26 protein-coding genes are annotated in these 24,301 nt (G+C 70.7%); 5 read left to right on the forward strand and 21 right to left on the reverse strand.

What is annotated here, in order from left to right; translation table 11 throughout:
• Window positions 1-83 precede the first annotated feature (83 nt).
• Together VGZ23_14150 and VGZ23_14155 are read right to left on the reverse strand one after the other, a co-directional pair.
• Window positions 84-1,301 carry a Xaa-Pro peptidase family protein gene (locus tag VGZ23_14150; GenBank protein ID HEV2358731.1) on the reverse strand — a complete coding sequence of 406 codons (1,218 nt, stop codon included), beginning with the start codon at window positions 1,299-1,301 and terminating at the stop codon, window positions 84-86.
• A complete protein-coding gene (locus tag VGZ23_14155; GenBank protein HEV2358732.1) occupies window positions 1,298-2,293 on the reverse strand; it encodes a Gfo/Idh/MocA family oxidoreductase in 996 nt (331 codons plus the stop codon). The genes VGZ23_14150 and VGZ23_14155 overlap by 4 nt, the downstream gene beginning before the upstream one ends.
• Before the next feature lie 174 nt (window positions 2,294-2,467).
• Here VGZ23_14155 and VGZ23_14160 point away from each other — a divergent pair, with 174 nt between their 5' ends.
• The gene (locus VGZ23_14160; protein HEV2358733.1) at window positions 2,468-3,670 is read left to right on the forward strand and encodes an MFS transporter; all 1,203 of its coding nucleotides are present in this window, start codon (window positions 2,468-2,470) and stop codon (window positions 3,668-3,670) included.
• Window positions 3,671-3,778: 108 nt separating this feature from the next.
• Here VGZ23_14160 and VGZ23_14165 read toward each other — a convergent pair whose 3' ends face one another.
• On the reverse strand, window positions 3,779-4,765 hold the full coding sequence (locus tag VGZ23_14165; protein ID HEV2358734.1) for a D-glycerate dehydrogenase: 987 nt from the start codon (window positions 4,763-4,765) through the stop codon (window positions 3,779-3,781).
• Window positions 4,766-4,901: 136 nt separating this feature from the next.
• On the opposite strand from VGZ23_14165, the gene VGZ23_14170 reads away from it, so the two are divergent.
• Together VGZ23_14170 and VGZ23_14175 are read left to right on the forward strand one after the other, a co-directional pair.
• Entirely contained in the window at window positions 4,902-5,687 is a 786-nt protein-coding gene (locus VGZ23_14170) for a 3-oxoacyl-ACP reductase family protein (GenBank protein ID HEV2358735.1), read from the forward strand.
• Window positions 5,688-5,720: 33 nt separating this feature from the next.
• Window positions 5,721-6,461: a transporter substrate-binding domain-containing protein gene (locus VGZ23_14175; GenBank protein HEV2358736.1), complete on the forward strand. Its 741-nt coding sequence runs from the start codon at window positions 5,721-5,723 to the stop codon at window positions 6,459-6,461.
• 37 nt (window positions 6,462-6,498) lie between these two features.
• Here VGZ23_14175 and VGZ23_14180 read toward each other — a convergent pair whose 3' ends face one another.
• The 17 genes from VGZ23_14180 to VGZ23_14260 all read right to left on the reverse strand — a co-directional run bounded on the left by VGZ23_14180 (window position 6,499) and on the right by VGZ23_14260 (window position 21,291).
• The gene (locus VGZ23_14180; protein ID HEV2358737.1) at window positions 6,499-7,887 is read right to left on the reverse strand and encodes a cytochrome b N-terminal domain-containing protein; all 1,389 of its coding nucleotides are present in this window, start codon (window positions 7,885-7,887) and stop codon (window positions 6,499-6,501) included.
• Between the two features lie 2 nt (window positions 7,888-7,889).
• Window positions 7,890-8,438: a Rieske 2Fe-2S domain-containing protein gene (locus VGZ23_14185; protein ID HEV2358738.1), complete on the reverse strand. Its 549-nt coding sequence runs from the start codon at window positions 8,436-8,438 to the stop codon at window positions 7,890-7,892.
• Window positions 8,439-8,450: 12 nt separating this feature from the next.
• Window positions 8,451-8,783 carry a hypothetical protein gene (locus VGZ23_14190; protein HEV2358739.1) on the reverse strand — a complete coding sequence of 111 codons (333 nt, stop codon included), beginning with the start codon at window positions 8,781-8,783 and terminating at the stop codon, window positions 8,451-8,453.
• Window positions 8,780-9,547 (reverse strand): ABC transporter permease, encoded by a 768-nt coding sequence (locus tag VGZ23_14195; GenBank protein ID HEV2358740.1) that lies wholly within the window; start codon window positions 9,545-9,547, stop codon window positions 8,780-8,782. The genes VGZ23_14190 and VGZ23_14195 overlap by 4 nt, the downstream gene beginning before the upstream one ends.
• Window positions 9,544-10,386, reverse strand: coding sequence for an ABC transporter permease (locus tag VGZ23_14200; protein HEV2358741.1), 843 nt, complete (start codon window positions 10,384-10,386; stop codon window positions 9,544-9,546). The genes VGZ23_14195 and VGZ23_14200 overlap by 4 nt, the downstream gene beginning before the upstream one ends.
• On the reverse strand, window positions 10,383-11,135 hold the full coding sequence (locus VGZ23_14205) for an ABC transporter ATP-binding protein (protein ID HEV2358742.1): 753 nt from the start codon (window positions 11,133-11,135) through the stop codon (window positions 10,383-10,385). The genes VGZ23_14200 and VGZ23_14205 overlap by 4 nt, the downstream gene beginning before the upstream one ends.
• A gap of 121 nt (window positions 11,136-11,256) precedes the next feature.
• A complete protein-coding gene (locus VGZ23_14210; GenBank protein HEV2358743.1) occupies window positions 11,257-12,300 on the reverse strand; it encodes an ABC transporter substrate-binding protein in 1,044 nt (347 codons plus the stop codon).
• A gap of 131 nt (window positions 12,301-12,431) precedes the next feature.
• Window positions 12,432-13,178, reverse strand: a complete 747-nt coding sequence (locus VGZ23_14215; GenBank protein HEV2358744.1) for an amidohydrolase family protein — start codon at window positions 13,176-13,178, stop codon at window positions 12,432-12,434.
• 14 nt (window positions 13,179-13,192) lie between these two features.
• On the reverse strand, window positions 13,193-14,203 hold the full coding sequence (locus VGZ23_14220) for an aldo/keto reductase (GenBank protein ID HEV2358745.1): 1,011 nt from the start codon (window positions 14,201-14,203) through the stop codon (window positions 13,193-13,195).
• Window positions 14,204-14,212: 9 nt separating this feature from the next.
• On the reverse strand, window positions 14,213-14,980 hold the full coding sequence (locus VGZ23_14225; protein ID HEV2358746.1) for an ATP-binding cassette domain-containing protein: 768 nt from the start codon (window positions 14,978-14,980) through the stop codon (window positions 14,213-14,215).
• 4 nt (window positions 14,981-14,984) lie between these two features.
• The gene (locus tag VGZ23_14230; GenBank protein HEV2358747.1) at window positions 14,985-15,962 is read right to left on the reverse strand and encodes a sugar-binding protein; all 978 of its coding nucleotides are present in this window, start codon (window positions 15,960-15,962) and stop codon (window positions 14,985-14,987) included.
• A gap of 79 nt (window positions 15,963-16,041) precedes the next feature.
• A complete protein-coding gene (locus VGZ23_14235; protein HEV2358748.1) occupies window positions 16,042-17,058 on the reverse strand; it encodes an ABC transporter permease in 1,017 nt (338 codons plus the stop codon).
• Window positions 17,059-17,111: 53 nt separating this feature from the next.
• A complete protein-coding gene (locus VGZ23_14240; GenBank protein HEV2358749.1) occupies window positions 17,112-18,227 on the reverse strand; it encodes a kelch repeat-containing protein in 1,116 nt (371 codons plus the stop codon).
• A 49-nt stretch (window positions 18,228-18,276) separates the two neighbouring features.
• Window positions 18,277-19,980 (reverse strand): CocE/NonD family hydrolase, encoded by a 1,704-nt coding sequence (locus VGZ23_14245; GenBank protein ID HEV2358750.1) that lies wholly within the window; start codon window positions 19,978-19,980, stop codon window positions 18,277-18,279.
• 49 nt (window positions 19,981-20,029) lie between these two features.
• Window positions 20,030-20,365, reverse strand: a complete 336-nt coding sequence (locus VGZ23_14250) for a cupin domain-containing protein (protein ID HEV2358751.1) — start codon at window positions 20,363-20,365, stop codon at window positions 20,030-20,032.
• Window positions 20,366-20,408: 43 nt separating this feature from the next.
• Entirely contained in the window at window positions 20,409-20,771 is a 363-nt protein-coding gene (locus tag VGZ23_14255) for a cupin domain-containing protein (GenBank protein ID HEV2358752.1), read from the reverse strand.
• Window positions 20,772-20,793: 22 nt separating this feature from the next.
• Complete coding sequence (locus VGZ23_14260) at window positions 20,794-21,291, reverse strand: cupin domain-containing protein (GenBank protein ID HEV2358753.1); 498 nt, start codon at window positions 21,289-21,291, stop codon at window positions 20,794-20,796.
• A gap of 173 nt (window positions 21,292-21,464) precedes the next feature.
• Between VGZ23_14260 and VGZ23_14265 the strand changes: the two genes are divergently transcribed.
• Window positions 21,465-21,872, forward strand: coding sequence for a VOC family protein (locus VGZ23_14265; GenBank protein HEV2358754.1), 408 nt, complete (start codon window positions 21,465-21,467; stop codon window positions 21,870-21,872).
• Between the two features lie 152 nt (window positions 21,873-22,024).
• Window positions 22,025-22,777 carry an AEC family transporter gene (locus VGZ23_14270; GenBank protein HEV2358755.1) on the forward strand — a complete coding sequence of 251 codons (753 nt, stop codon included), beginning with the start codon at window positions 22,025-22,027 and terminating at the stop codon, window positions 22,775-22,777.
• Here the strand turns inward: VGZ23_14270 and VGZ23_14275 are convergent.
• Entirely contained in the window at window positions 22,704-24,185 is a 1,482-nt protein-coding gene (locus tag VGZ23_14275) for an ATP-binding protein (GenBank protein ID HEV2358756.1), read from the reverse strand. The genes VGZ23_14270 and VGZ23_14275 overlap by 74 nt on opposite strands.
• Between the last annotated feature and the right edge of the window lie 116 nt (window positions 24,186-24,301).

A 24,301-nucleotide genomic window follows, 5' to 3' on the forward strand; every position in this document is an offset into this window, starting at 1 on the left:
CCCGCCCCGCGTAGCCGGGGTGCCCCGACGCAGCCGTCTTCTCGCGTCCGCGACGTGCGTCGTATGGGGCAGGTGCGGGAGCGCTACGCGAGCAGCGCCGCGCAGTAGGCACTTCGCGAAATCCGCCGTGACCCCGCTTCCGTCACGGCCACCATGTCCTCCAGCCGTACCCCTCCGCCGCCCCGCACGCCGGGCAGCCAGATGAGGGGCTCGACCGCGAATACCATGCCGGCTTCGAGCGGCACGGTCGCCGCGCCGGGAAACGCTTCGCCGATATACGGGGGCTCGTTGGACCCGCACCCGATTCCGTGGCCGATGAAGAGGCTGAGGAAACGGTCACCGAGGCCGTGGGATCCGGCGCGGGCCCGGATCACCGAAGCCACCTCGGCGTTGGTGGCACCCGGCCGCATCGCCTCGATGCCCGCCTGCAGGCCGTCCCACACCGCCCGGTAAATGCGCCGCTGCTCCGGCGAGGGCTCGCCGCAGACCACCGTGCGGCCGATGTCGCCGAAATAGCCGTTCCACATCGCGCCGATGTCGATGAAGACGAGATCGCCCTCGCGGATCAGTTTGTCGGTCGCGAGGCGGGTGGGCGGCGCCATCCGCTCGCCGCTCGCCACGAACGGCGTCGTGACGTGGGGCGACTCCCCGCCGAGCCGGTACAAGGTCCGGAGCGCTTCCCCCGCGACCTCGCACTCCCGCACCCCCTCGCGCGCGGCGGCGGTCGCGGTCGCCGTGACCGCCTCGGCGATCGCGGTCGCCTCTTCGATGAGCGCGAGCTCGTCCGCGGTCTTGATGCGCCGCGCCGCCTGCATCGCCGCGTCGCCGTCCACCCAGCGGATGTCGACGCACGTCTCCGCCAGCGCGTCCATCAGCAGCTTGCTCGCCAGGTCGATGCCGACGCGCGCGCCGCGGAGCCCCCGGCGGCGCAGCAGGCCCGGGATGATCTCCGAGGCGACGTGACGGATGAGGCCGGGCTCTTCGAGGATCGGAATCGTCTCCCAATCGCCCACCCACGGCATCGTGGCCTCGGCGCGGTCGCGGTCGCCGCCCGAGATGAGCAGCGCGACCGTGCCGTCCCGGGTGCACAGCGCGCCGTTCAGCACCCCGTTCTTGCCGGCGATGATCTGCGGCCGCAGGCTCGTGAGGTACCGGACGTTCTCTTCCTTCCAGACGAGCACGGCGTCGAGGTTCGCCGCCGCGATGGCGTGCCGCGCCCGCTCGACCCGCCCGGCGCGCAGGCGCGCCATGTCGACGCGCGCCTCGTAATCGGCGGCGCCGGCGCCGCGCGACCAGGTCAATACGCGACCTCGACGAGGCGGCCCTCGCGTGCCGATCGGACCACCGCGTCGGTCAACTGCACGCTGCGCAGACCGTCCAACCCCGAGGCGTTCGGCTCGTGATCCTGCTTGACGGCATCGTTGAACGCGGCCACCGACCGCACGACCGCGTCCTTGCTGGAATGCTTGGTGACCTGCTCGCCGGCCGCGGTGAGGACGCGGAGCTCGCCGTCACGGAAGGGCCGCGTGCAGTCGACGCCGAGGATGCGGCCCGCAGTACCGTAAATGTCGATGTCCGGCTGGAAGTTCGGCACCTTCTGGTTTGCGTTGACGTAGGCCATCGCGCCGTTCTGAAAGCGCAGCAGCGCGAGGACCATGTGCTCCAATTCGGCACCCCGGGCCACGTCCGTCATCGCCGTCACTTCCCGGACCTCGGACCCCAGCAGGTGGCGCACCAAATCGAAGGGGTGGACCGCGATGTTGTTGATCGAGCCCAGTCCGGCGAGCTGTGGGTCGGCGCGCCAGGACCGGAATGGATTCGCGCCGGAGCTCGCTTCGATCTGCACGAGGATCACGTCCCCGATCGCGCGCCGCTGCAGCAGACGCTTCGTCTCGACGAACGCGGTGTGATGGCGCGTCTGAAAGTGCGTGCCGAGCTTCAGGCCCGCCGCCTCGAACGCTTCGACCATGCGCCGCGCGTCACTCACCGAAAGCGCAAGCGGCTTCTCGCAGAGCACGTGCTTGCCGGCGCGCGCGGCCGCGAGGGCCTGCTCCGCGTGCTGGGCGTTCGGGGTGGAGATGTAGACGATATCGACGTCGCGGTCGCGCAGCAGGTCCGCGTAGTCCGTATACGCCCGCTTGGCGCCGTGCTGCGCCGCGAACGCGTCGGCGCGGCCCCGGTCGCGGCTGACCGCGGCGATCAGCGAGCCCTGATCGCCGAGCGCCTGGATCGCCGGCGCGGTGGCGCTGCCGGCGAAGCCGCCGGTCCCGATGATGCCCCATCCGAGTGACACGTGGCTCCCCTCCCCGGCCTCTTGGGGTATGGTGCGATCTTCCCTTCGATAACTATCGGTTCCCTACCCGCCCTACCATGCAATCGAAGCCGCGCCGGTCCAACGCGTCCAGGATCAGCCCCTTCGCGGCAACCTAGGAAACGGTCGCGGGCCGGGGGAAATCGACAGGTCAGAATGAAGACCGCATCTCGGCGTCGCGCGCCGAGCCTCGCGCTGGGCGCCGCTGGATTCTGCGCGAGTATCTCCTGGCAGGTCGTGCTCCCCATCCTCTCCCTCCATCTTGCGCACATCGGCTTCAGTTTCGCAGAGATCGGCATCGTGGTCGGCGTGTTCAGCCTGAGCATGGGACTGGTGGAGCTCCAGGCCGGCGTAATCGCCGCCGCGGTCGGACGCCGCCGCCAGTTGCTGGGGGCCTTCGCCGCGAACGCGCTCTGTCTTGGCGTCGCCGCGATCGGCCAGGCCCGCTGGCTCGTCGCCGTCGCCCTCACGGCGGTCGGCGCCGCACGGGGCGTGCTCGTCCCTCCGCTCCACGCCACCGTCGCGGACTCGTCGACGCCGGAAGACCGCGGGCGGGCCTTCGGCACCTTCTGGCTGTGCACGTCGTTCGCCGCGCTCACCGGTCCCGCGATCGGCGGCTTCGTGGCGGCGCGCACCGGCGAGCGCACGCCCTTCGTGCTCGGCGCGCTCTTCAGCCTGGCCGCGCTCCCGCTCATGGCCGGCTGGCCGATGCCCGGGCGCGCCGCGAATCGGGCGTCGTTTCGCGACTTCATCGCGTTTCTGTCAACGGCATCGGTGGCGCGCCTCGGCGTCGCCATTCTGCTCTGCTACAGCGTGGCCGGCATCTGGACGACGTTCCTGCCGCTGTACGCGTCGCGGCAGGGCGTCTCCGTCCTGTTCATCGGCTGGATCTTCGCGATTCAAGGCGGCATGTACGCGCTGATGCAGGTCCCGACCGGCCGGCTCGTCGCGCGGGACCACGGCCGGTGGCTGATGCTCGCCGCCATCGCCGGGACGGCCGGCACCGAATTCGCCATCCCGCTCGTCCGCGGCGTGCCGCTGCTGCTCGCCGCGGGCGCCGTTTACGGAGTGGCCTGGGGGATTATGCCGGTCACGTTCGCCATGCTCATGACGCGGCGCGTATCGGCCGACCAGTACACGGCGGCCATGAGCGTCTATAACAGCGCGATCGACCTGGGCTTGTTCGCCGGCCCGCTCCTGGGCGCGGCGGTGACGCGGTGGAGCCTGACGGTGCCGTTCCTGCTGGCGCTCCCGCTCGGGCTCGCGGCCGCCGCGATAGGCCCGGGGGCGTCGTCCCAGCAGGCCGGCCAAGGAATGGTCCCGGATCGAAGAGGATCGCCGCCAGCCGCTTGCCGTTGAGCGCCCGGATCGTGCGGCGGCCCTCGCCGCCGGCGACGACCCTCACGTCGCGCAGCACATCGAGCGCCAGGGCCTCTCTGTGACTGTCAGCATGCACCCCTCCGGACTTTAGCGCGCGTAGACTTCGGGATTGGCGACATTCGGCGGGCGGTCCCCGCGCAGCCACGCCTCGATGTTGTCGACGACCACGCCGGCGATCCGCTCGCGCGTGTCGCGGTCGGCGCTGCCGACATGCGGCGTGAGCACAACGTTGGGCAGGCCGATGAGGTCCGGCGCGACCCGCGGCTCGTGCTCGTACACGTCGAGGCCGGCCCCGGCGATCCGGCCTTCGCGCAGGGCGCGGGCCAGCGCGGCCTCGTCGACGAGCGGGCCCCGCGACGTGTTGATCAAGTACGCGGCCGGCTTCATGAGGCCGAGCTCGCGCGCGCCGATTAGATGGCGCGTCTCCCGGGTCAGGAGCGCGTTCACGGAGACGAAATCCGAGGCCCGGAGCAGGTCGTCGAGCGGCGCCCACTCGACGCCGAGCGCGCGTTCGTCCGGCTCCGGAAGCCGGCGGCGCTTCACGTACAACACCCGCATGCCGAACCCGTGCCCCCGGCGCGCCACCGCCCGGCCGATCGCGCCAAACCCCACGATGCCGAGCGTCTTGCCGTGCACGGTTCCGCCGACGAGGTGCATCGACTGGGAGCCCGGAAAGACGCCGGAGCGGAGCAGCCGGTCGCCTTCCACGATCCGCCTGGCCACGGCCAGCAGCAGCGCCATGTTCACGTCGGCCGTGGCTTCGGTTACGAGCGGCGGGATCACCGTCACCGGGATCGAGCGGGCCGTGGCCGCCGCCAGATCGACGTTGGCCGGGATGATGGCCATGCACGCCACGAGCCGGAGCCGCCCGCCGGCGGTCAGCACCTCGGCATCGATCCGGTCGTGGAGGAGACAGAACAGAACGTCCGCCTCGCGGACCCCGGCGAGCAGCCGGTCGCGCGGCGCGATCGTCAACGGGTCGTCGTGCATCTCGACCTCGGCCAGAGCTCGAAGACGCGCGAGCGCGCCCTCGGGAATCGGCTGCGTGAGAAAGATCCGCGGAGACGGCGCCATCGGGCTCCCCGGACGCGGCGGCCGTCACGGGCCGGCGCGGGATCGGAACGGTCACGTGCAGCTTTCGAAGGCGCGCGGATGCGGTCCTCTTGCGCGTTGCCGCCGGGCAGGCCATTCGGGCGCGCGGGCGAATATCATGAGCCCCATGACCTCAGACGGGCAGATCGCCTTGGTGACCGGCGCGTCACGCGGATTGGGCAGAGCCATCGCCCTGCGTCTGGCGCGGGACGGGGCGGCCGTGTGCGTGAACTACCGGACCCGGGCCGGCAAGGCGCAGGCGGTCGTGGACCAGATCCGCGCCGCGGGCGGACGGGCGATCGCGGTGCGCGCGGACATCGGCGACCCGAATCAGGTCCGGGAGATGGTGGCCCGAGCCGCGGAGGAGTTGGGGCCGGTCTCCGTCCTCGTGAACAACGCCGGGGTCGGTGTGGACGTCACGCTGGAAGACTTCGACGTGAGCCGTCTCGACGAGATGCGCCGCACCAACGTCGACGGGCTGATCCACGCGACGCGAACCGTGATCCCCTCGATGAAAGAACGCCGCTACGGCCGCATCGTCAACATCAGCTCGATCGCCGGCCACGGGACGACGCTGCCCGGCACCACGTTCTACGCCGCGACCAAGGCCGCGGTGTCGGTCTTGACGCGGCGATTCGCCATGAAGCTCGGACCGCACGGCATCACCGTCAATGCTGTCGCGCCCGGCTTCATCCTCACCGACATGGTCAGAGAGGACCGCACCGAGCCCGAGCTCCGCGACGTCGTGAAGAGCGTCGGCGAGCGCAGCATGGTCCGCCGGGTCGGCGACCCTGAAGACATCGCCCACGCCGTGGCCTTCCTCGCCGCGCCGGAGTCGGGGTTCATCACGGCGCAGATCCTGACGGTGGACGGCGGCCGCATGGACTACATTGGTCACCCGTAACCGGCGCCCACGCCGATTCCCGGGGCCGGCACAATGACGGCGTCCCAAGCCCGCTCCGCGCTCTCGCCGTCCGGTACCCTGCGCGCCGGCATCAACTACGGAAACTTCCTGCTCGCGCACCGTGACGGCCCCGGCGGGGAGCCGCGCGGTATCGCGCCCGACCTGGGGCGGGAGATCGCACGGCGGCTCGGCGTGCCCGTGGCGTTCGTGGCGTTCGACCAGGCCGGCCCCCTCGCCGACGCCGCGACCGAGGACGTGTGGGACATCGGGTTCCTCGGCAACGAGCCGCGGCGCGCCGCCGAGATCGCTTTTAGCCCGGCGTACCTCGAGATCCCCGTGACGTATCTCGTGCCGGCGGGCTCGCCGATCCGGACGCTTGCGGATGTGGACCGCGCAGGGGTCCGGATCGCGGTCTCGGGCGAGAGCGCCTACGACCTCTTTCTCAGTCGCACGCTCACGCACGCGACGCTCGTGCGCGCCCGGGGCATCGGGGCGTCATACCGCCTCTTCGTCGACGAGAAGTTGGACGCGTTGGCGGGCCTGAGGCCTCGGCTGATCGCCGACGCCGCGGCGCTGCGGGGGTCGCGCGTCCTCGACGGCCAGGTGACCGGCGTGCAGCAATCGATCGGGACGCCGCGCGCCCGCGGCGAGGCGGGCGTGAGCTACCTGCGGGAGTTCGTCGAGGAGGCGAAGGCCTCCGGGCTCGTGGCGCGGCTCATCGCGTCCCACGGCGTGCGCGGCGTGACGGTGGCGCCGATGGCGCCGGGGCCGTGAACGGGTCTGCCCCCTGCCGGGGGGCCAACGGCGCGACCTACTTCAGCGATTGGAGGTAATCGAGCAGCGCATGGAGGTCGGACGGGCCGAGCGTGGTGAACGCCGGCATGCCGTCTTTCCCGTGCGTGATCGTCGTCTGGATGTCCGTCCGGCCGAGCCTCGCGCCGACGTGCGTGAGATCCGGACCGACATTGGCGCCCACGCCGGCGATCGTGTGGCAATTGACGCATCCCTGGACCTGGAACTGCCGGGCGCCGGCGGCGGCCGCCGCCGGCGCGGCCGCGGGGGTGGGGACGGCGGTCGTGCGGGCGGCCGGCGCGGGAGCGATGATTCCGAGGTAGGTCAGCCCGAGGACGCCGACGACCGCCAGGCCCGCGCAGGCCGTGGCGATCGGACGGCGCAGAGGATGGCGCTCGGGGCTGCGGTCGAAGAACGGCAGCAGCAGAAGCAGCAGCACGACGCCCGTTACCGCGAGAAAGATCCACAGGGGCTCCCACTGTCCTTTGAGGTACCAGAGCAGCTGAAAGAAGTCGAGGAAGTACCATTCGGGGCGCGGGACGTAACTGGTGGTATTGGGATCCGCGGGGGTCTCGACCGGGCTGCCGACGGCCACCGCCAGCACGCCGATCGCAACAAAGAGGACCAGGGCAAAGAGTGCGTCCTTCTGGACCGCCAGGTAGAACGGATGGCCGGCCCGCTTCTCCATCGCGTACTCGCGCTCGTAGCGCTCGCGAAGCGGAAGCCCCTGCCCTTCCGGGCCGAGGGCGAGCGGCCGGCGTCGGGGCGGCGCGGCGATCCCCTGCCGGATCACCATGAAGAGGTGCACCGCGACAAACAAGAGAAGCGCGGCCGGCAGCAACCAGATGTGAAACGCGTAGAAGCGCTGCAACGTCAGTTCCCCGATCGCGGTACCCCCTCGGAGCAGGCGCAACGCCCACCCGCCGACGAAGGGCGCGGCCCCGGCGATGTTGGTCCCGACCACCGTGGCCCAGTAGGCCTTCTCATCGTAGGGCAGGAGATACCCGGTGAACGAAAACCCGAGCACCAACAGCAGCAAGACGACCCCGGTGATCCAGGTCGCTTCCCGCGGGTACTTGTAGGCCCCATAGAGGAACACCCGGAGCATGTGCAATCCGACGATGACCACCAGGAAGCTCGCGGACCATCGATGGACGCCGCGCACGAACTCCCCAAACGGCACGTCCTGGGTGATGAAGCGGACGCTCTGATACGCGTGATCGGCCGAGGGCGAGTAGTACACGGTGAGAAAGATGCCGGTCACAATCTGGACCGTGAGCAGGAACAGGGTGGCGCTCCCGAACACGTGGAACCAGCCGACGCCCCGAGGCACGGACCGGTCCAGGAACGCGCGCCACAGGGGAACGACGTCGAGGCGTTCGTCAAGCCACCCTACGAACCGCCTCACCGTCACGCCTCCCCTGGGGTCAGGTGTCCCATGTACAAGACCCCCTGCTCGACCCTGGTCGCGTACTGATCCAGCGGCCGCGGCGGAGGACCGGAGACGGCGTGTCCGGAGGCATCGAAGACGCCGCCGTGACACGGACAGAAGAACCGCTGCGCGGCGGCATTCCATCTCACGGCGCACCCCATGTGGGTGCAGTGGATGTCGAAGACGGAGGCCCGGTCGGGTCCCGTCGGATGGACGTAGACGGCGATGGGGGTGTCCGTCTGGATCCACCCATCCTGCACCGGCACGCTCACCTTCGCAAGCGTTGTCGTGCCGGACGGAAACGAGTCCATGGTCCCCACCCGCACCCACGGCTCTCGCGCGGCGAGGGTCGGAGCGATCGAGCGGCCGAGCCAGCGCCACGCGTACCGGCCGCGGATCGTCGGCCCGAAGAGGAACACGAACAGGGGGACGCCGAGGACGATCCCGATGAAGCCGGTAATCGCGCCCAGAAGGCGGATGACGGCACGGCGCCGGGTTAGGGTCTCCTCAGTTGGGGATCCGTTCATCCGTCGCCTCCGCTAGGGCCGGCTCTCGAGCGTGTCGACCTTCTTCACCCAGTAGAAGCCCGCAATCTCCCGCACCTGCGCCGCGGTCAACTGGAGCACGCGGATGCGGTGGCCTTCCACGCCGGCCACGGTGCCGATCTGCTGCAGCCTGTTGATGTGAAAGAATTCCGGCTGGAACGGAAACTCCACCGCGACCGAATACAGCGGTTGGTTCTGCCGCAGCGCCTGCCGGAGCGCGGGGCTGAGCCGGCCCTCCGCCGTGAGGGCGCCGTAGAGCGGCCCGGCTTCCAGCGCGAGCGCCGCCACGATCGCCGGCACCAGGAGGCGGATGGCGAGCCCCTTCACGGCTCGACCACCGTGCCCCAGCGCTTCACGGTGCGGCGCTCGAGCGGCATCAGGATCACGTTGTCCATGACGACCCACAGGATGCCGATGGTGGCGATCCCCGCCAGGATCTCGTCGGTCCGGAAGTAGTGGCTCGCATCGAAGATCAGGAACCCGAGCCCGCTCGTCGCCGCGATCAACTCGGCCGCGACCAGCGCCCGCCACCCGAAGCCCAACCCGCTGCGGATGCCCGCGACGATGTAGGGCAGCGCCCCCGGCAGGAAGACCTGCAGGATGAGCACGCGGGGCCCGCCGCCGAGCGTCCGGATCGCCTGCTCCATGATCCGCGGCACCGACCGGATGCCGAGCACGGTGTTGAAGAAGACGAGAAAGAAGATCGAATTCCAGATCACGAAGGTCACGGCGACCGTCCCGAGCCCGAACCACATGATCGCGAGCGGGATCCACGCGATGCCGCTCACCGCGCTGAAGAACGCGGCAAGCGGAAGGAGCAGATCGCCGAGCACCCGGTTGAGTCCGGCCAGGATGCCGAGACCGACCGCGAGGACGATGCTCACGGTGGCGCCCAGCGCGAGCCGGGCGAGACTGGCCAGGATGTCGGCCGCGAGCGTTCCGTCGGACAGGAGCGTCCGCGCCGCGCCGAGCACGCTCTCGGGCCGCGGCAGCGCCCCGGCGCTGAACCGGCCGGAGTGCGACGCCAGCCACCACGCCGCCACCAGCGCGAGGAACGGCAGCGCGCCCAGGGCGGACTCGACCCGTTTCACCGCTGCACCATCCCCCAGCGCTCGATGGTACAGCGTTCGAGCGGCCGGAGGAACCCCGCGTCGAGAAAGATCCAGAGGAGCCCGATCACGATCATGCCGTCGATGATGCGGGCGGTCTGTTGAAAATCCCGTGACTGAAACAAGAGAAAGCCGATGCCTCCGACGCCGGCCACCATCTCGCCCGCGATGAGCGCGCGCCACCCGTACGCGACGCCGAGCCGGACGCCGACGATGATGCTCGGAAGCGCGCCGGGAAGCCAGACGTCCGTGATCAGCCGCCGCCGGCCGGCGCCCATGGTGCGGAGGGCGTCGGCAAGGTGGGCCGGGACCGTCCGGAGTCCGGTCATGGTGTTGAAGACGATCGGAAAGAAGGCGGTATAGAGAATGACCGCCTGGATCGTCTTCTCGGTGAACCCGAACCACACGACCACCATCGGCAGCCAGGCGATCCCGGAGAGCGACTGGAAGAATTTCAGGAAGGGCGTGAAGGTGATGGCGAGCGTGCGGTTCGAACCGAGCACGAGGCCGACGGGGACGCCGAGCAGGACGGCGAGTCCTCCGCCGACCGCGATCCGCTTGAGACTCGCCGCCGCATAATCCGGCAGGATCCCTTCCGCCAGCAGCGGCCCGGCCGCCCGCGCCGTGGCGGCCGGCGAGGGCAGGACCGCGGGGCCGGGGTGCAGGACGATCGCGGCGGCCCACCACACGGCGAGGAGCAGGAGGAAGGGCGCCACCGTCCGGCGGGCCGCGTCGAGCGCCGCGGGCCACCACGGCGTCGATCGTACGTCGAGACCCGTCGGTACCGGCCCGAGCACCGGCGCAGTCGGCTTCGCTTTCATTGCGCTCCGGGGCGTCTCGCGGCCTGCGCCGCCTCCGGACTCGTGACTTCGGTCCTCACGGACTGCAGCACGTGGTCGCGGACCTCCAGGAACCGGCCGTCGCGGTTGACGACGTCCCAGGACCGCGCGCCGCGCGGCAGCGGGACCGTCACCGACTCCTTGACCGTCCCGGGGCGGCGCGTCAGGACCATCACGCGGTCGCCGAGGAACACCGCCTCATCGACGCTGTGCGTGACGAACAGGATCGTCTTCTTCGTGACGACGGAGATCCGGAGCAATTCTTCTTGAAGCGTGATCCGTGTTTGGGCATCCACGGCGGCGAACGGCTCGTCCATGAGGATGACGTTGGGATCGGGGGCCAGCGTCCGCGCCACCGCCACACGCTGCTTCATGCCGCCGGACAGCTCGTGCGGGTAGCGGTCTTCGAACCCGCGCAGTCCCACGAGGTCGATGTAGCGGGCGACGATCGTCTCCCGTGCCGGCCCCGGGACGCCGGCGATCTCGAGGCCGTGCCCGATGTTGCGCCGGACCGTGCGCCAGGGCAGGATCGCGAGTTCCTGGAACACCACGCCCCGGTCGCTCCCGGGGCCGCGAACGCGCCGGCCGTCGACGAACAGGTCGCCGGCGGCGGGCCGGATCAACCCCGCGATAATGTGGATGAGCGTCGACTTGCCGCACCCGCTCGGGCCGACGACCGTCACCAGCTCGCCTTCCGCCACCTCGAACGACACGTGGTCGAGCGCCGGCACCTGGCGGCCGTCGTTGCTCCGATACTGATGGCGAAGGCCGGCGACCCGGATCTTGACCGCCGCCGGTGCGGCGCCAGCCTGCGCGCCGTGCGCCGGCAGGATCACCTCGGACGAGGCGCCCCTAGCGGCCGCACGACGCCGGGATCGGCTTGAGGTCGCGGAACAGCCCCGGGTACAGCGCCTGGGTCTGCTTCGCGAAACGGTCGGTCAGCTGCTGGTCGGCGGGCATGAGTGCCTTGATCTTGTGCTGCTCGTAGAGCAGCTGCGTCGCCGCGGCAAACGCCTTGACCGTGCAGCCGCTGACCCGCGGATCGAAGGGGATGTGCTTGATGGCATCCGCGGCCACTTTCGCGTCGAGCCCGGGAATCCAGTGCGTCACCACCTGGGCGGCGTCCCCGGGATGGGTGCGGATCCAGAACGAGGTCTCGGCGATCGCGTCGGCGACGTCCTGGACGATCGCCGCGTGGCTCTGCGCGTACGCCTCGGTGGTCCCGACGCCGAGGATGTAGCCCAGGATCGGGCCCCCGCGCTTGATCAGCACGGCCTGCGGCCCCATGGTCTCGAGGATCACCGTCTGGAAGGGCTCCCACGTGGCGATGGCATCGACGTTCTTGTTCTGGATCGTGACGAGCTGGGATCCCGGCTCGACGTTCAAGTAGCCGACCTGCTTCGGATCGACGCCCTGCTTCGTCAGCCACGTCGTCAGCCACACGTCCGCCGTGCCGCCCCGGACCAGCCCGACCTTCTTGCCGGCGAAGCTCCGCGCGTCCTCGGGCTTGATCCCGCTGTCCGCCCGGGCGACGACGGCCAGCGGACTGTCGCCGTACTCGGTGGTGGCGTCGTTCAGGACCGGCACGGCCATGAACACCTTGAGCCCGGCCTCGCGCGCCGCCTGGACCGACGTCACGCCGGTGTCCGTGAACTGCGCGGCGCCCGATTCCATGGCGGCATTGGCCTCGGCGCCCGTCTGGGTGTGGATAAACTTCACGTTGATCCCGTGCTTGAGAAAGAACCCCTTCTCGACCGCCACGAATTCGGGCGTGTGGAGCATGTTGGTGACGGTGATCAGCGTCACCGTGGTCGGCATGGGGGCCGCCCGCCCCACCGCGCCGGCGACGAGGGTACATGCGATTGCGCAGACCAGCGCCGCGGAACGTCGCAGCACGTTACCGTCCCCCCGTCGAGCGATCGTGATCGGCCGACGCAGACGCACCCATCGGACGTCGACCCGGTCGCACGGAACTTCGTTTTGGGCTGTCGCACACCCTCCGGCGCCGCCGGAACGCCGGGGCCCGGTCATGCGGGCCGTCCGTACGGCCGGAGCCGATACGCCGCCGCGGCATTGGCGCCGAAGATTTTCTCCCGCGCCGCGCCCGGCAGATCGCCCAGGGCATGGCGCGCCGCGTCGAGCACCTCGGCGTACGTCCCGGCCAGCAGACACACCGGCCAATCCGAGCCGAACATGAGCCGGTCCGCCCCGAACCACGCCAGCGCCTCCCGTACGCACCCGGTCAGGTCATCGGGGCGCCACCGGCGCCAGTCCGCCTCGGCGATCAGCCCGGAGAGCTTGCACCAGACATTGCCGTACGCGGCGAGCGGAGCGAGCGCGGCCGCCCATTCTCCGAGTGCCCCCGTCCGCAGCGGCGGCTTGGCGAGATGATCCACGATCAGGCGAAGGCCGGGGCGCAGCAGCCACTCGGGGTCTGCCTCATCGTGCACCTGGTGGCGGACCCCGACGAGCCGCCTTCCCCCGGCCGACGACCGGAGCATCTCGAGTTGCCCCGCCACGTCGGACGCGCTCAAGTCCACCCAGGCCACGACACCGGCGATGAAGTCCGTCCGGCACGCGATGGCCAGGAACTCGCGCGACTCCTCGAGGCTCGCGCGGGTCTGCACGAGGATGGTGCGGTCCACACCGCATTCCGCCAGCAGCGGACGCAGATCTTCGGGGCCGAAGCGGCGCCGGACGGCCGCGAAGTCGCCCGTCATCCACGGGTAGTCCGCCGTGGACGGATCCCAGAAATGCTGATGGGCGTCGATCACCGCAGGCTGGGGTCTCAGGCGGCTTCGGGCGGCACCGGGACATCGTCCGGGAGCAGACGTGCCCGGCGGAGACCGTCCCACAGCGACGCGGGTATGGGACGGCGAAACATGCGCACGTTGTCCGCCAGTTCGTGCTCGGACCGGCACCCGACCACCACCGCGGTGACGGCCGGATGGCCGAACGGAAACTGGAGCGCCGCCGCGGCCAGCGGCACGCCGTGCTCGGCGCACAGCGCCTCGAGCCGCCGCGCTTTGGCGATCACCTCGGGAGCGGCCGGGCCGTAGTCGAACGGGGCGTCCGGCGCGGGCGCCGCCAGGATGCCGCTGTTGAACACGCCGCCCGCGATGACGGCGATGCCCCGGGCCAGACACACGGGCAGCAGGTCCGGCAGCGCGCTCTGATCCAGCAGCGTGTACCGCCCCGCCACGAGGAAGCAGTCGACGTCGGTCTCCCGCGCGAAGCGCAGCAGCACGGCGGTCCCGTTCATGCCCACGCCGACAGCCCCGATCACCCCCTCGCCGCGCAGCCGGGCCAGCGCCGCATACGCGCCGGCGCGCGCCTCATCGTAGTGGTCGTCCGGATCATGAATGTGCAGGATGTCGATTCGCCCGAGCCCGAGCCGCTCGAGGCTTTCGTCCATGGAGCGGAGCACGCCGTCGTACGAGAAGTCAAAGACGGGATTGAACGGGAGGGCGCCCTGATACAGGGGCCGGCCGTCGCGAAACTGCGTCCGGTCGGGCGGCGCGCCGGCGCGAAGAAGACGCCCCACCTTCGTCGCGAGCACGAACTCATCCCGCGGGCGCTCCCGCAGCGCCGATCCGACTCTGCGCTCGGCCAGACCGCTGCCGTACAGCGGCGCGGTATCGAACAGCCGAAGGCCTTCGGCGTAGGCGCGCGCGAGGACGGCCGATGCGTCCGCGTCGCCGACGGAGGCGAACAGGCCCCCCAGCGGGGCGGTGCCCAGGCCGAGACGCGTGACCTGGAGGGCGGACCTACCCAGGCGTACGCGCGTCGCGGGATCCATCGCCCGTGTTCATGACGACGCGCCGCCCGGCTCGGCCGCGGCGGCACGGCCTCCGGTGACGATCAGTTCAAGGATCTCGTCCTCGGTCGAGTCGCGGACCCGCCGCGTGCCGACGTGGCGTCCCTGCTTGAGCACCGCGACGCGGTCGCCGATCGCGAAGACTTCCTGCAGTCGGTGGCTGATCAGGATCACGCCGACGTTGTGCCGCTTGAGGTCCGCCACCAACGCCAGCACCTCGTGGGTCGCGCCGGGCGAGAGGTTCGCGGTGGGCTCGTCGAGGATCAGGACGGCGGGATCGAACGACAGGGCGCGCGCGATCGCCACGCTCTGGCGCCGCCCGCCCGACAGATGGCGCACCTGCAGCGCGACCGACGGCACGTCGATGCGCAGCCGGGCCAGCATCGCCTCCGCGGAGCGCTGCATGGCCCGGCGGTCGACCAGGAAGCGGCCGCGCAGCGGCCACCGTCCCAGGAAGACGTTCTGCGCGATGTCGAGATTGTTGCACAACGCGAAGTCCTGGTAGACCATCTCGATTCCACGCAACCGGGCGTCGGCGGGCGAATCGAAACGAACCGGCGCGCCCCGGAACACGATGTGGCCGGCGTCCGGGGGGATCGCGCCGGACAGGATCTTCATCAACGTCGACTTGCCGGCGGCGTTGTCGCCGACCAGCCCCAGCACTTCCCCGGGCCACAGCTCAAGGTCGACCCCGCGGAGCGCGTGGATCGCGCCAAAATGTTTCTCGATGGCCCGCAGCTCCACGACAGGCGGCGTCATGCGACTACTTGAGGAACTGGGCGACGTTGACCTTCGTCACCACGTCGAGACCGGTGTGCCAAGGATCCTGCGGCTTGACCTTCTTCGTGACATAGTTGTTGAGGGCAAGGATGCTGTCCGCGCCCATCTCGTAGGGCCGCTGGCCGACGAGCGCGCTCACGTAGCCGGCCTTCAGCAGCTGCAGCTCCTGCTGCAGCGTGTCGAAGGAGACGATCGCGAACTTCCCCGCGGCCATCGCCGCCGTCTTCGGCTTCAGCGCCTGCTTGAACGCCTCGGGCGCGAACAGCGGCCACCCCCCGACCGGCACGACCCCGGCCAGATCCGGGTGCGCGATGATGGCCTGCTCGATGAGCTGCACCGCCCGGTTGACGTCATCGTTGCACGGGAACGGCGATCCGGACTGTTCGATGAACTTCGCGGCGACGCCGGCCTGTTTGAGGCCGTCGTGGACTCCCTTGATCCGCTCGTTGAGGTTCTCCGCGCCAAGTCCGCCCGTGATGATCACGTACTTGCCGCCGCCGGGCAGGGCCCGCGCGAACTGCTTCCCGAGGGCGACGCCGCCGGCGTAGTTGTCGGTCCCGATGAACGCCAGGCGCTTCGATCCCGGCGCCGCGTCGGAATCGAACGTCACGACCGCGATCCCCTTGCCCATGGCGCTGTCGATGAGCGGCACCGCCGCCTTGCCGTCGACCGGGGCGATCGCCATTCCGTCCACGTGCCGCTGGACCAGACTCTCCAACACCTGCATCTGCGGCTGGATCTCGGTGACCGTCGGCCCCGTAAAATCGCACGTCACGCCGAGCTTCCTGGCTTCATCTTCACATCCCCGCCGGACCTCGTTGTAGAACGGGTTGTTGATCGCCTTCGGCACGACCGCGAACACCAGGCGCTTCGCGCCGCGGGCCGGGGATGTGCCGAGCACCAACGAGCCCGCCAGCAGGACGGCCAGGACGGCCGCCCCAGAAACCCGCCACCTGCACATATTCACCCCTCCTCTTCTGTCATCGTGCGTGTGATGAGTGTGTTCGGTACGTCGTCTGTGATCCCCGGTGCCGGCCGGGCTAGTCGCGGCTCAGCCGGATCCGCAGCCGGTCCAGGAGCACCGCGACGATGATCGTGGTCCCAATCACCACCTCCTGCCAGAACGCCGGGACGCCGATCAGCACCATCGCGTTCAGGAGCACGCCGATCAGCGCGGCTCCTGCGAACAGGCCGAGCACGGAACCCTGGCCGCCGAGGAGGCTCACGCCCCCGATGACCGCGGCGGCGATCACGTTGAGTTCCTCGCCCTGTCCCGTGGTGGCATCCCCGACGGAGAGCCGGGCGGCCAGCAGGATGCCCGTCAGGGCCGCCAGCGCCCCGCTGATCATATAGGCCGCGAGGCGCACTCGGGCGACGCGGATCCCGCTGAGGTGGCTCGCCTCGTCGCTGCCGCCGACGGCGTAGAGATTGTAGCCAAACGGCGTATGCGTGAGGACGAACCAGCCCATGAACACCACCACGGCCATGTACACCACCGGATTGGGCACCGGGCCGAGGTATCCGGCGCCCAGCGCCACGAACGCCGATCCGGCGGGGCCGAGCGACGACAGCGGGTAGCCCTGCGTGATGACGAGCGCGAGACCGTGGGCGATCGACAGCATGCCGAGCGTCGGGATGAGCGGGGTCATCCGGGCCTTGGTCACAAGGAACCCGTTCACCGCCCCGCACGCCCAGCCGGCCCCGACGCCCAGGACGATCGCGGGCACGAGCCCCATGTTGAGCCCGAGGAGCTTGGTGGTCGCGACGCCGCCGAGCCCCATGACGGATCCCACGGAAAGATCGATCCCGCCGCCGCCCGCGATAATCACGATCGCCTCGCCGACGCCCGCCGCGGCGATGAACGAGAAGTTGCGCGCGACTTCAAAGAGGTTGTCGGACGACAGGAATCGCGGCGCCGCGAGCGACACCACGACGACGACGAGGAACAGCGCCGCGTAAATCGCCGACTCGTACGATCCGAGCGCCCGGCTGCCCCATCCCCGCCGGGCGACGGCGCGGCGCGGCGTCACAGCCGAACTCGCCTCCTGCACCGTCATCTGCGGGCGTGGCCTCCCGGCCCTCCCCCGAGGTCCATGTCATTCGGCGGAGGTCAGGCGGCCACCTCGAACGCATCGTGCTGCGCCGCCACAAAATTAACGCCGGCCGGCGGCGGCACGATCGCGGACTGGACGTCGCCGCCGATCACGTGGATGCGGTTGCCGAGCGCCGCCATCGCCGCCTCGTGCCGCGGGATCGGCATCGGCGGCAGCCGGTACCAGACGTCTCCGGCCGGATCGTACGCCTCGAAGGCCCGGTACGCGGCGAGGTACTCGTACGTCCGCAATTCCCCGCCCGCGACGTAGATGAAGCCGCCGAGCGCGGCGGAGCTGACTCCGCTGCGCGCGGTGGGCATGGCCGCCTTGGTGAGCCACACGTCCGTCACCGGATCGTACTCCTGCGTGAGGTCGACGTTGCCGGGCATCGCGATGATGAACGCGCCGCCGAGCCGGCCTCCGATCGCGTAGACTCTGCCGCCGGCGCCCTCGACCGCCAGGTGATTGCGCGCCGTCGGCATCGGGCGGCGCGGCCGCCACCGGTTGGCCACCGGATCGTATTCTTCCACCGTGCCGAGCGACTGCTGCGGCCCGCCCGGGCGGATCGCCTGATCGCGCGAATTCGGCAGCGGCCCCGCCCCGCCGACGACGTAGATCCGGCCGTTGACGACCGCGGCGCCCGCGGCCCCGCGCGCCGTCGGCATCGGCGCCCGCCGCCGCCACGCGTCGGAGGCCGGCTCGTATTCCCAGGCGTCGTTGACGGCCACCCAGCCGGGGGGCCCGGACTGCGGCAGGACGAAGCCGCCGAAGACGTAGATCCTGTTGTTGAAGACGGCGACCGCCGCGTGATGGGTCGCGTGGGCCATCGGTTGTTTCTTGGTCCACGTGTTGACCGCCGGATCGTACTCGTAGACCAGGCCCGCCGGCCTAAAGCCGGGCAGCAGGCCCTGCGTCGCGTACAGCTTCCCGTTTGCGGCGGCGCCGGCCAGCTCTTCTGTCGGCTGGGGAACCGGCGCCAACGGTGGGATCCAGCGTCCTTGCGGACCGCCGGGACTCACCTGGGCGAATGCAACCGAGCCCGACCCCGAACCCCATCGCCCCGGCATCATGCGGTCGATGGCATTGGCCGTGAGCGCTCCCACCGCCGACGCGAGCAACGTCCGCCTGCGCATCCGCCCCACCCCCAATGTGGCCGGCCGCGTGTTCAGCCGGCGACCGGCGTCAATGCGGGATCACCGGCAGCACTACAAAGGCGGCGTTGGATCCTCCGGTATGCACGGTGTTTTGGCCGCCGAAGACCGCGGCCGGCCGATCGTCGGGATCCGTGTGCACGAAGGGTCCGGATCCGCGGAAGGGCGTCACGAACGACTGCATCTCGAGGCTGGGCCCCGGCCGCTCGAAGTCGCGGCCGAGGATCGCGAGCGAGAGACGGCCGCCCGCCGGGACGACGATCGAGGTCGGCCAGATCTCCACGTCCAGTTGGTAGACCCGGCCGGGCGTGAGCGGCTCGGCGCGGTCGTGCGCATGGTAGGGCCGCCACGGTGTCGACAGGTCGGGATCGAGCTGGCGATGCGACGCGCGGAGCCATCCGTTGCCGATCGGCGTGTGCGGATCGAGCGCGCCCTGAAAGTCGATCTCCCGGCCCGCCGCGTCGAACGCCTGCAGCACGAGAAAGACATCCGCGTCGGTCGTGCTCGACGACAGAAACAGGCGGGCCGCCGCCGGGCCGGTGATCTCGGTCGCGTCCGGGAACGGCGGGGTCGAGAAGACGATCCCCGGCCCGAGCGCGTCGTAGATCGCGCTGGCGGCCGGCTCGACCGGTCGCGCGGACAGCGTCCGCGCGCGCGCGTCCAAGTACCAGGGCGTCCACTGCGTCCGTGGAATCGGCCAGGCGTCCTCCGCCCGCTGCTCAAACCGGTCGGGGTGCCGGATCTGCAACAGCACGCGCGGCTGGTCTTCCCAGCCGTTTCGGACGCCCTTGAGATAACAATCGAAGAACCGCCGCTGCAGCGTCCGGCCGTAATCGGTGTAGAAGTGCGTCCAGTGCTCCAGCCCGTGCACTTCGAGCCACTTCCGGGCGGAAGCGGCCCGCAGGAACCCCTCGAAGTTGCCGCGGGGATGCAGCCCCTGGCCGCCCCAGTTCGCCGCGGAGAGCAGCGGCACGGTCACGCGCGACCAATCGGGAGAGCGCTCCCGATAATACGCCCCGTCGAGCGGCCGGGCGAGGGCGGCGCCGCGCAGATCGACGCGGTTCGCCGCGCGTTGTCCGTCGGACAGCGTGTCCGCACCGGCGACCGGTTCTCCGGTGTTGGGATTGACCGGACCGCGGTCGCCCACGCCGTGCTGGACCGTCACCACCTGCTTCTTCATCCAGTTGCCCCAGAAATCGCAGAGGATCCCGCCGTGGCGCGTCATGTCGCGATACCAGTCCGCCGCGCCTTCCCAGGGACAGATCGCGGCGAGATGCGGCGGCTGCAGCGCGGCCGCGTGCCACTGGTTGATCGCATAGTACGAGATCCCCGCGAGGCCGACGCGGCCGTTGCTCCACGGCTGCGCCCCGGCCCACTCGATGCAGTCGTAGAGGTCGCGGGTCTCGCGCGGCGAGAACGGATCGAGGAACCCGGGCGAGCGTCCGGCGCCGCGCGAGTCGACGCGCACGCAGACGTAGCCGTCCGGCACCCACTTTTCGGGATCGGGCGTCTCCCAGCTCTGGTAGCGTCCGGAGGAGCCGTGGAGCACGTCGGGGTGCTGCTCGACGAGGCGGTTCCATTGGTCGGGGTACCCTTGCTGAAACGGCAGGCCCTTGGCATACGGCCCGTACGTCAGCAGCACGGGATGACGCCCGTCGCCGTCCGGCCGGAAAATGTCGGCCCGCACGACGACGCCGTCATCCATGCGGATGCCCGCGTCCCATTCGACGATCATCCCGCCTTCCCCCGCCGAACCGCTCACCGCCGCGCCGTGCCCCCCCAGTTCATATCTTGTGTCCGCGGCCGTCCACGAGTCCCTTGCAGCTCAGCACTTCCGTGTCTTCGACCGCGGTGACCTGGTGGGGCACATTGGGGGACACGAGAAATCCCTCCCCGGGGCCGAGTTCCTCGGTCGCGCCGTCGACCGTCGCGCGGAGCCGTCCTCGCAGCACGACCATGATCTGCTCCTGAGGGTGCGCGTGCTGCACGGCGCCCTCGCCCTTGCCGAAGCGCAGACGCCCGACTTCGATCTGTCCGCCGGCGACGAGGGGACCGAAGGCCTTGGAATACTTGGGCGTGACGTACTCGGGCGGAAGCGCGTCGAATCGGAAAAACGGCACCGTTCCCGCCTCCTCTACCGGACCGCCTGGCGGACCGCCGGTATCAGGACCGCACCGGCGCCGCGGCCGACCAGCCCTTGCTGCCCTTCCCGTCCACGAGGTTCTTACTGCTGAGGAACATGCTGTCCTCGAGCGCGCGGATCTCGTGCACGACGTTGGGCGGTACGTGGATCACCTCGCCGGCCTCGACGACACGCTCCTCGCCGCCGACCCGCGCGCGGAGCCTCCCCTGCAGCACGTAGATGATCTGCTCGTTGGGATGCCTGTGGGGGTCGGCCCCCGTCCCGCCGGCCATGCGGTAGCGGCCTACTTCGATGATCGCGCCGGTCACGGTCCCGCCGGTCGCCGTCGAATAGTCCGGCGAAATGACTTCGCTGGGCAGCGCGTCCCACTTGTGAAACGGCATGCTCCCCCTCCGCCCGGACCGGCTACCGCGCCGTCCGCGGCGCGCCGGCGGCGTTCGCGTCGTCACCCCGCCGTGGCCGATCGGCCGCGTCCGCGACGGAGGCCGCACCGGCCTCGGCAGTGACGTTCCAGGGCTGCTCCACGAAGACCGTGCCCGCGTCGTCCTTGCTCGGACAATTGCCGTAAGTGAAGACCAGTTCCGCGGTTTCCGTGTCGCTCAGGTTCTGCAGCCCGTGCACGACGCCGGCCGGAATGTAGACGAACTGATTTTCCGTGACGATGAATTCCCGCCGGTCGTCACCCATGTACAGCCGGAGCCGTCCCTTCCGGATAAAGAACGACGCCTCGCACGTGTGATGGTGCGCCTGATTCCGGCCTCCGGGGGGGATGCGCGTCCGCCCCATCGTGATCGTGCGAGAGCCGACGCTGTGCTTGTCCACGCCGAACGCGATGACAAGCGGCGGCTCGTAGGTCACGTCCGAGTTGATCTTCTCTGAATCGACGATCGCGTATCCGGCCATTGGATCCCTCCCATCAGAACGCGTCGAGGAGCGGAGCGCGGGCCACCACGCGCGGGGACGCTGGGGTTCCGCACTTCGACACCTCGCCGCGGCGCTTCCTCTTTGCTCCGGCCCCGCCGCCGGCGGGGCACAGGGCAGGAGACGCGGGTGCATGGACGAACCGGCATGAACGAATGCCGGCGATTCTGCGCATCCATCACCTGGGCATCATCGTCCGCGACGCCGACGCGGCCGCGGAGACGTACCGCGCCGGCCTCGATCTCGAGGTGCTGGGCGTCGAAGAGTACCGCGGCGAGGCGAAGGTGGCGCTGCTCGGCGCCGGTGAGACGCTCCTGCACTTGATCCAGCCGGTCTCGGAGGGAACGATGTGGGCGGCGGCCCTCCGCGACCGCGGCGAAGGCCCCCACCACATCGCCTTCGAGGTCGCCGATCTCCACGCCGCCATCGGCGAACTCGCGGCGGCCGGCCTGCGGACGCTCGAGCCCCGGCCGCGGCGGGATGCGGGCGGCGCGCTCGGGGTCTTTCTGGAGCCTCGGAGCGCGGGAACTCTCATCGAGCTGGTCCAGGTGATCCGGACCTGACCGCGCTGCTCGCGGTCTTCAGCGACGTCATCGGGCCGGTACTCCTCATCGGCGCCGCGGGCTACGCGCTCGGCCGCGGCCGCCTCGTCGAAGCGCAGCCGCTCACGTCGCTCTCGGTTGCCGTCCTCGCGCCGGCGATCGCGTTCTACGCGGTGACCACCGCCACCCGCGATCACACCGTGCTCGCCCGGATGGCGGCCTACATCGTGATTCAGCTGGTGGTCATCGGGGTCGTCGCCGTCGGCGCCGCGCTCGCCTTCGGCTGGGACCGCACGCGCCGGACGGCGCTCTTGCTCGCGACGCTCTTCAGCAACGCCGGCAACGCCGGCCTCCCGCTCGCGCTCTTCGCGTGGGGGCAGCGGGGGCTGGCCGCCGCGCTCGCGTTCTTCGCGGTACAGGCGGTGGTGACCAACATGCTCGCGGCATACCTGGCCGCGCAGGTGGAATCGGGCGCGCGCCGCGCGCTTCTGGCCCTGGCGCGTCTCCCGATCACCTACGCCGTCGCGGTCGGGCTGCTGCTGGACGCCGTCGGCGTCGTGCCGCCGGCGCCGATCGCCAAGGCGGCGGAGCTGCTCGCGAACGGCGCCGTAGCGGTGATGTTGCTGCTGATCGGGCTCCAACTGGCGCAGGTGCGGCCCGACGGGGAGTGGCCGGTGATCACGGCGGCGACCGTCATGCGCCTCGTCCTGGCCCCGGTGCTGGCGTGGGTGACCGCGCCGTGGGTCGGTCTCGAGGGCGTCGCGCGCCAGACCAGCATCCTGCAGTCGAGCCTGCCCACCGCCGTGACGGCGGCGATCTGGGCGTCGGAATTCGGCGTCGCGCCGGCGCTCGTCAGCGGCGCCGTGGTCGTGACGACGCTCGCGAGTCCGCTGACGATCGCGATCCTCCTGACGCTGCTTCAGTAGCCCGGACCACCGCCTCGCCCCGCAGGGCGTCGACGAACTGACGGGCGGCGCGGCACGAGCGGCCGTTGTGCCACTGCGCCCAGGTGAGCGCGCGCCGGTGCAGCTCCTCGCGGGAGACCTCGAGGGCGTACCGCGTCGCCAGCCCGTCCACGATCCGAAGATAGCGGTCCTGATCCGGCACGAGGAACGGCACGTGAATCCCGAAGCGGTCCGCGAGCGACAGCTTTTCCTCGGCGGCCTCCTGCGGATTCACTTCGTCCTCGAGCGAGGCGCGCTGCCGGTCGGAGAAGCGTTCGGCGACGAGGCGGCGGCGGTTGCTGGTCGCGTACAGCACGACGTTCTCCGGACGCGCCTCCACCCCGCCCTCGAGCACGGCCTTCAGCGCCTTGTACTGGGTCTCGTGCTCGTCGAACGACAGGTCGTCGATGAACAGGATGAACCGCTCGCGCCGGCCGCGCAGCGGCGCGAGGATGTGCGGATAGTCGGCCAGATGGTCCTTCGCGACTTCGATCAACCGCAGCCCGGCGCCGGCGTATTCGTTGGCGAGCGCTTTGATCGTCGACGACTTGCCGGTGCCCCGATCGCCGTACAGCAGCACGTTGTTCGCGGGGCCGCCCGCCACGAACTGCCGCGTGTTGTCGATCACCGGCTCGCGCTCCAGCTCGTAGTCCACGAGGTCCGCCAGGCGCACCGGGTCGGCGGCCGCGACGCCTTCGAGTCCCCCGCCGGGGAACCCGGCGTCACGCACCCACCGGAACGTCCGGTACCGGCCGAACAGCCCGACGCCTTCGGAGGCGAAATACGCCGCCAGATCGCGCGCGAGCGCCGGCCAGTCGCGCGCGGCGTGGACGCGGCGCATCATGCGCATGCGCGCCGGCGGCAGCCCGGCGCCGTCGAGCGGCCGGAACGCATCCCAGGCCACGGCCGGACGGCCGATCAGCCGGGCCGCCGCGTCGAAGAGCGGCGCACCGCCCCGGCCGTGGCAGACGGCCAGCGCGGCGAGATCGGTCCGCACCTGCAGCACGAGGGCCGGGCCGAGCGCGCCCCACGGCGCGCGTTCGGCCTTGTGGCTGAACGGGTTGTCGTCGTCGAGAAGCCGTCCAATCAGGTGCGTCTGCCAGACGTCGCCGACCAGCGGCCCGGAGGCGAGCTCGGCCTCGGCGGCCAGCAGCGTGAACAACCGGGCATACGCGGCCGCGGCCCGCTCGGCGTCGGGCGCCTCACGGGCAAGGGCGCCCACCAGGTCCCGCCACGCCTGTCCCGCCGGATCGTCCAGCACGCCGCGCACGACGACCAGGGACGCGGCGGCGCGCGCGACGTCGCGCCATGAGCCCCCGGCGCCGCGGGGTCCCCGGGCGGCGTGCGGCCGGCGGCGCGGCGTGCGACCCGCCGCAGGGTGCCTCGTCATCCTACGCGCGCAGCGCCGCGGGCGGCTCCGCCGGTTCGAATTCGGGCAGCTCCGTCCGGACCAAATCGACGTATTTCAACCCCGCGCCGGTGTTGAAGATGACGATGCGCTCGTCG

It is taken from the genome of bacterium (assembly GCA_035945995.1).
Classification (GTDB): Bacteria; Sysuimicrobiota; Sysuimicrobiia; order Sysuimicrobiales; family Segetimicrobiaceae; genus DASSJF01.

Bases quoted from the DNA above. Each gene is read 5' to 3' on its own strand.
- VGZ23_14245 (HEV2358750.1), bottom strand. From the start codon at position 19,980: ATGATCGTCGAATGGGACGCGGGCATCCGCATGGATGACGGCGTCGTC.
- VGZ23_14265 (HEV2358754.1), top strand. From the start codon at position 21,465: ATGCCGGCGATTCTGCGCATCCATCACCTGGGCATCATCGTCCGCGAC.
- VGZ23_14220 (HEV2358745.1), bottom strand. From the start codon at position 14,203: ATGGATCCCGCGACGCGCGTACGCCTGGGTAGGTCCGCCCTCCAGGTC.
- VGZ23_14230 (HEV2358747.1), bottom strand. From the start codon at position 15,962: ATGTGCAGGTGGCGGGTTTCTGGGGCGGCCGTCCTGGCCGTCCTGCTG.
- VGZ23_14275 (HEV2358756.1), bottom strand. From the start codon at position 24,185: ATGACGAGGCACCCTGCGGCGGGTCGCACGCCGCGCCGCCGGCCGCAC.
- VGZ23_14235 (HEV2358748.1), bottom strand. From the start codon at position 17,058: ATGACGGTGCAGGAGGCGAGTTCGGCTGTGACGCCGCGCCGCGCCGTC.
- VGZ23_14255 (HEV2358752.1), bottom strand. From the start codon at position 20,771: ATGCCGTTTCACAAGTGGGACGCGCTGCCCAGCGAAGTCATTTCGCCG.
- VGZ23_14170 (HEV2358735.1), top strand. From the start codon at position 4,902: ATGAGCCCCATGACCTCAGACGGGCAGATCGCCTTGGTGACCGGCGCG.
- VGZ23_14260 (HEV2358753.1), bottom strand. From the start codon at position 21,291: ATGGCCGGATACGCGATCGTCGATTCAGAGAAGATCAACTCGGACGTG.
- VGZ23_14225 (HEV2358746.1), bottom strand. From the start codon at position 14,980: ATGACGCCGCCTGTCGTGGAGCTGCGGGCCATCGAGAAACATTTTGGC.
- VGZ23_14200 (HEV2358741.1), bottom strand. From the start codon at position 10,386: ATGAAAGCGAAGCCGACTGCGCCGGTGCTCGGGCCGGTACCGACGGGT.
- VGZ23_14165 (HEV2358734.1), bottom strand. From the start codon at position 4,765: ATGGCGCCGTCTCCGCGGATCTTTCTCACGCAGCCGATTCCCGAGGGC.
- VGZ23_14160 (HEV2358733.1), top strand. From the start codon at position 2,468: ATGAAGACCGCATCTCGGCGTCGCGCGCCGAGCCTCGCGCTGGGCGCC.
- VGZ23_14175 (HEV2358736.1), top strand. From the start codon at position 5,721: ATGACGGCGTCCCAAGCCCGCTCCGCGCTCTCGCCGTCCGGTACCCTG.
- VGZ23_14185 (HEV2358738.1), bottom strand. From the start codon at position 8,438: ATGAACGGATCCCCAACTGAGGAGACCCTAACCCGGCGCCGTGCCGTC.
- VGZ23_14240 (HEV2358749.1), bottom strand. From the start codon at position 18,227: ATGCGCAGGCGGACGTTGCTCGCGTCGGCGGTGGGAGCGCTCACGGCC.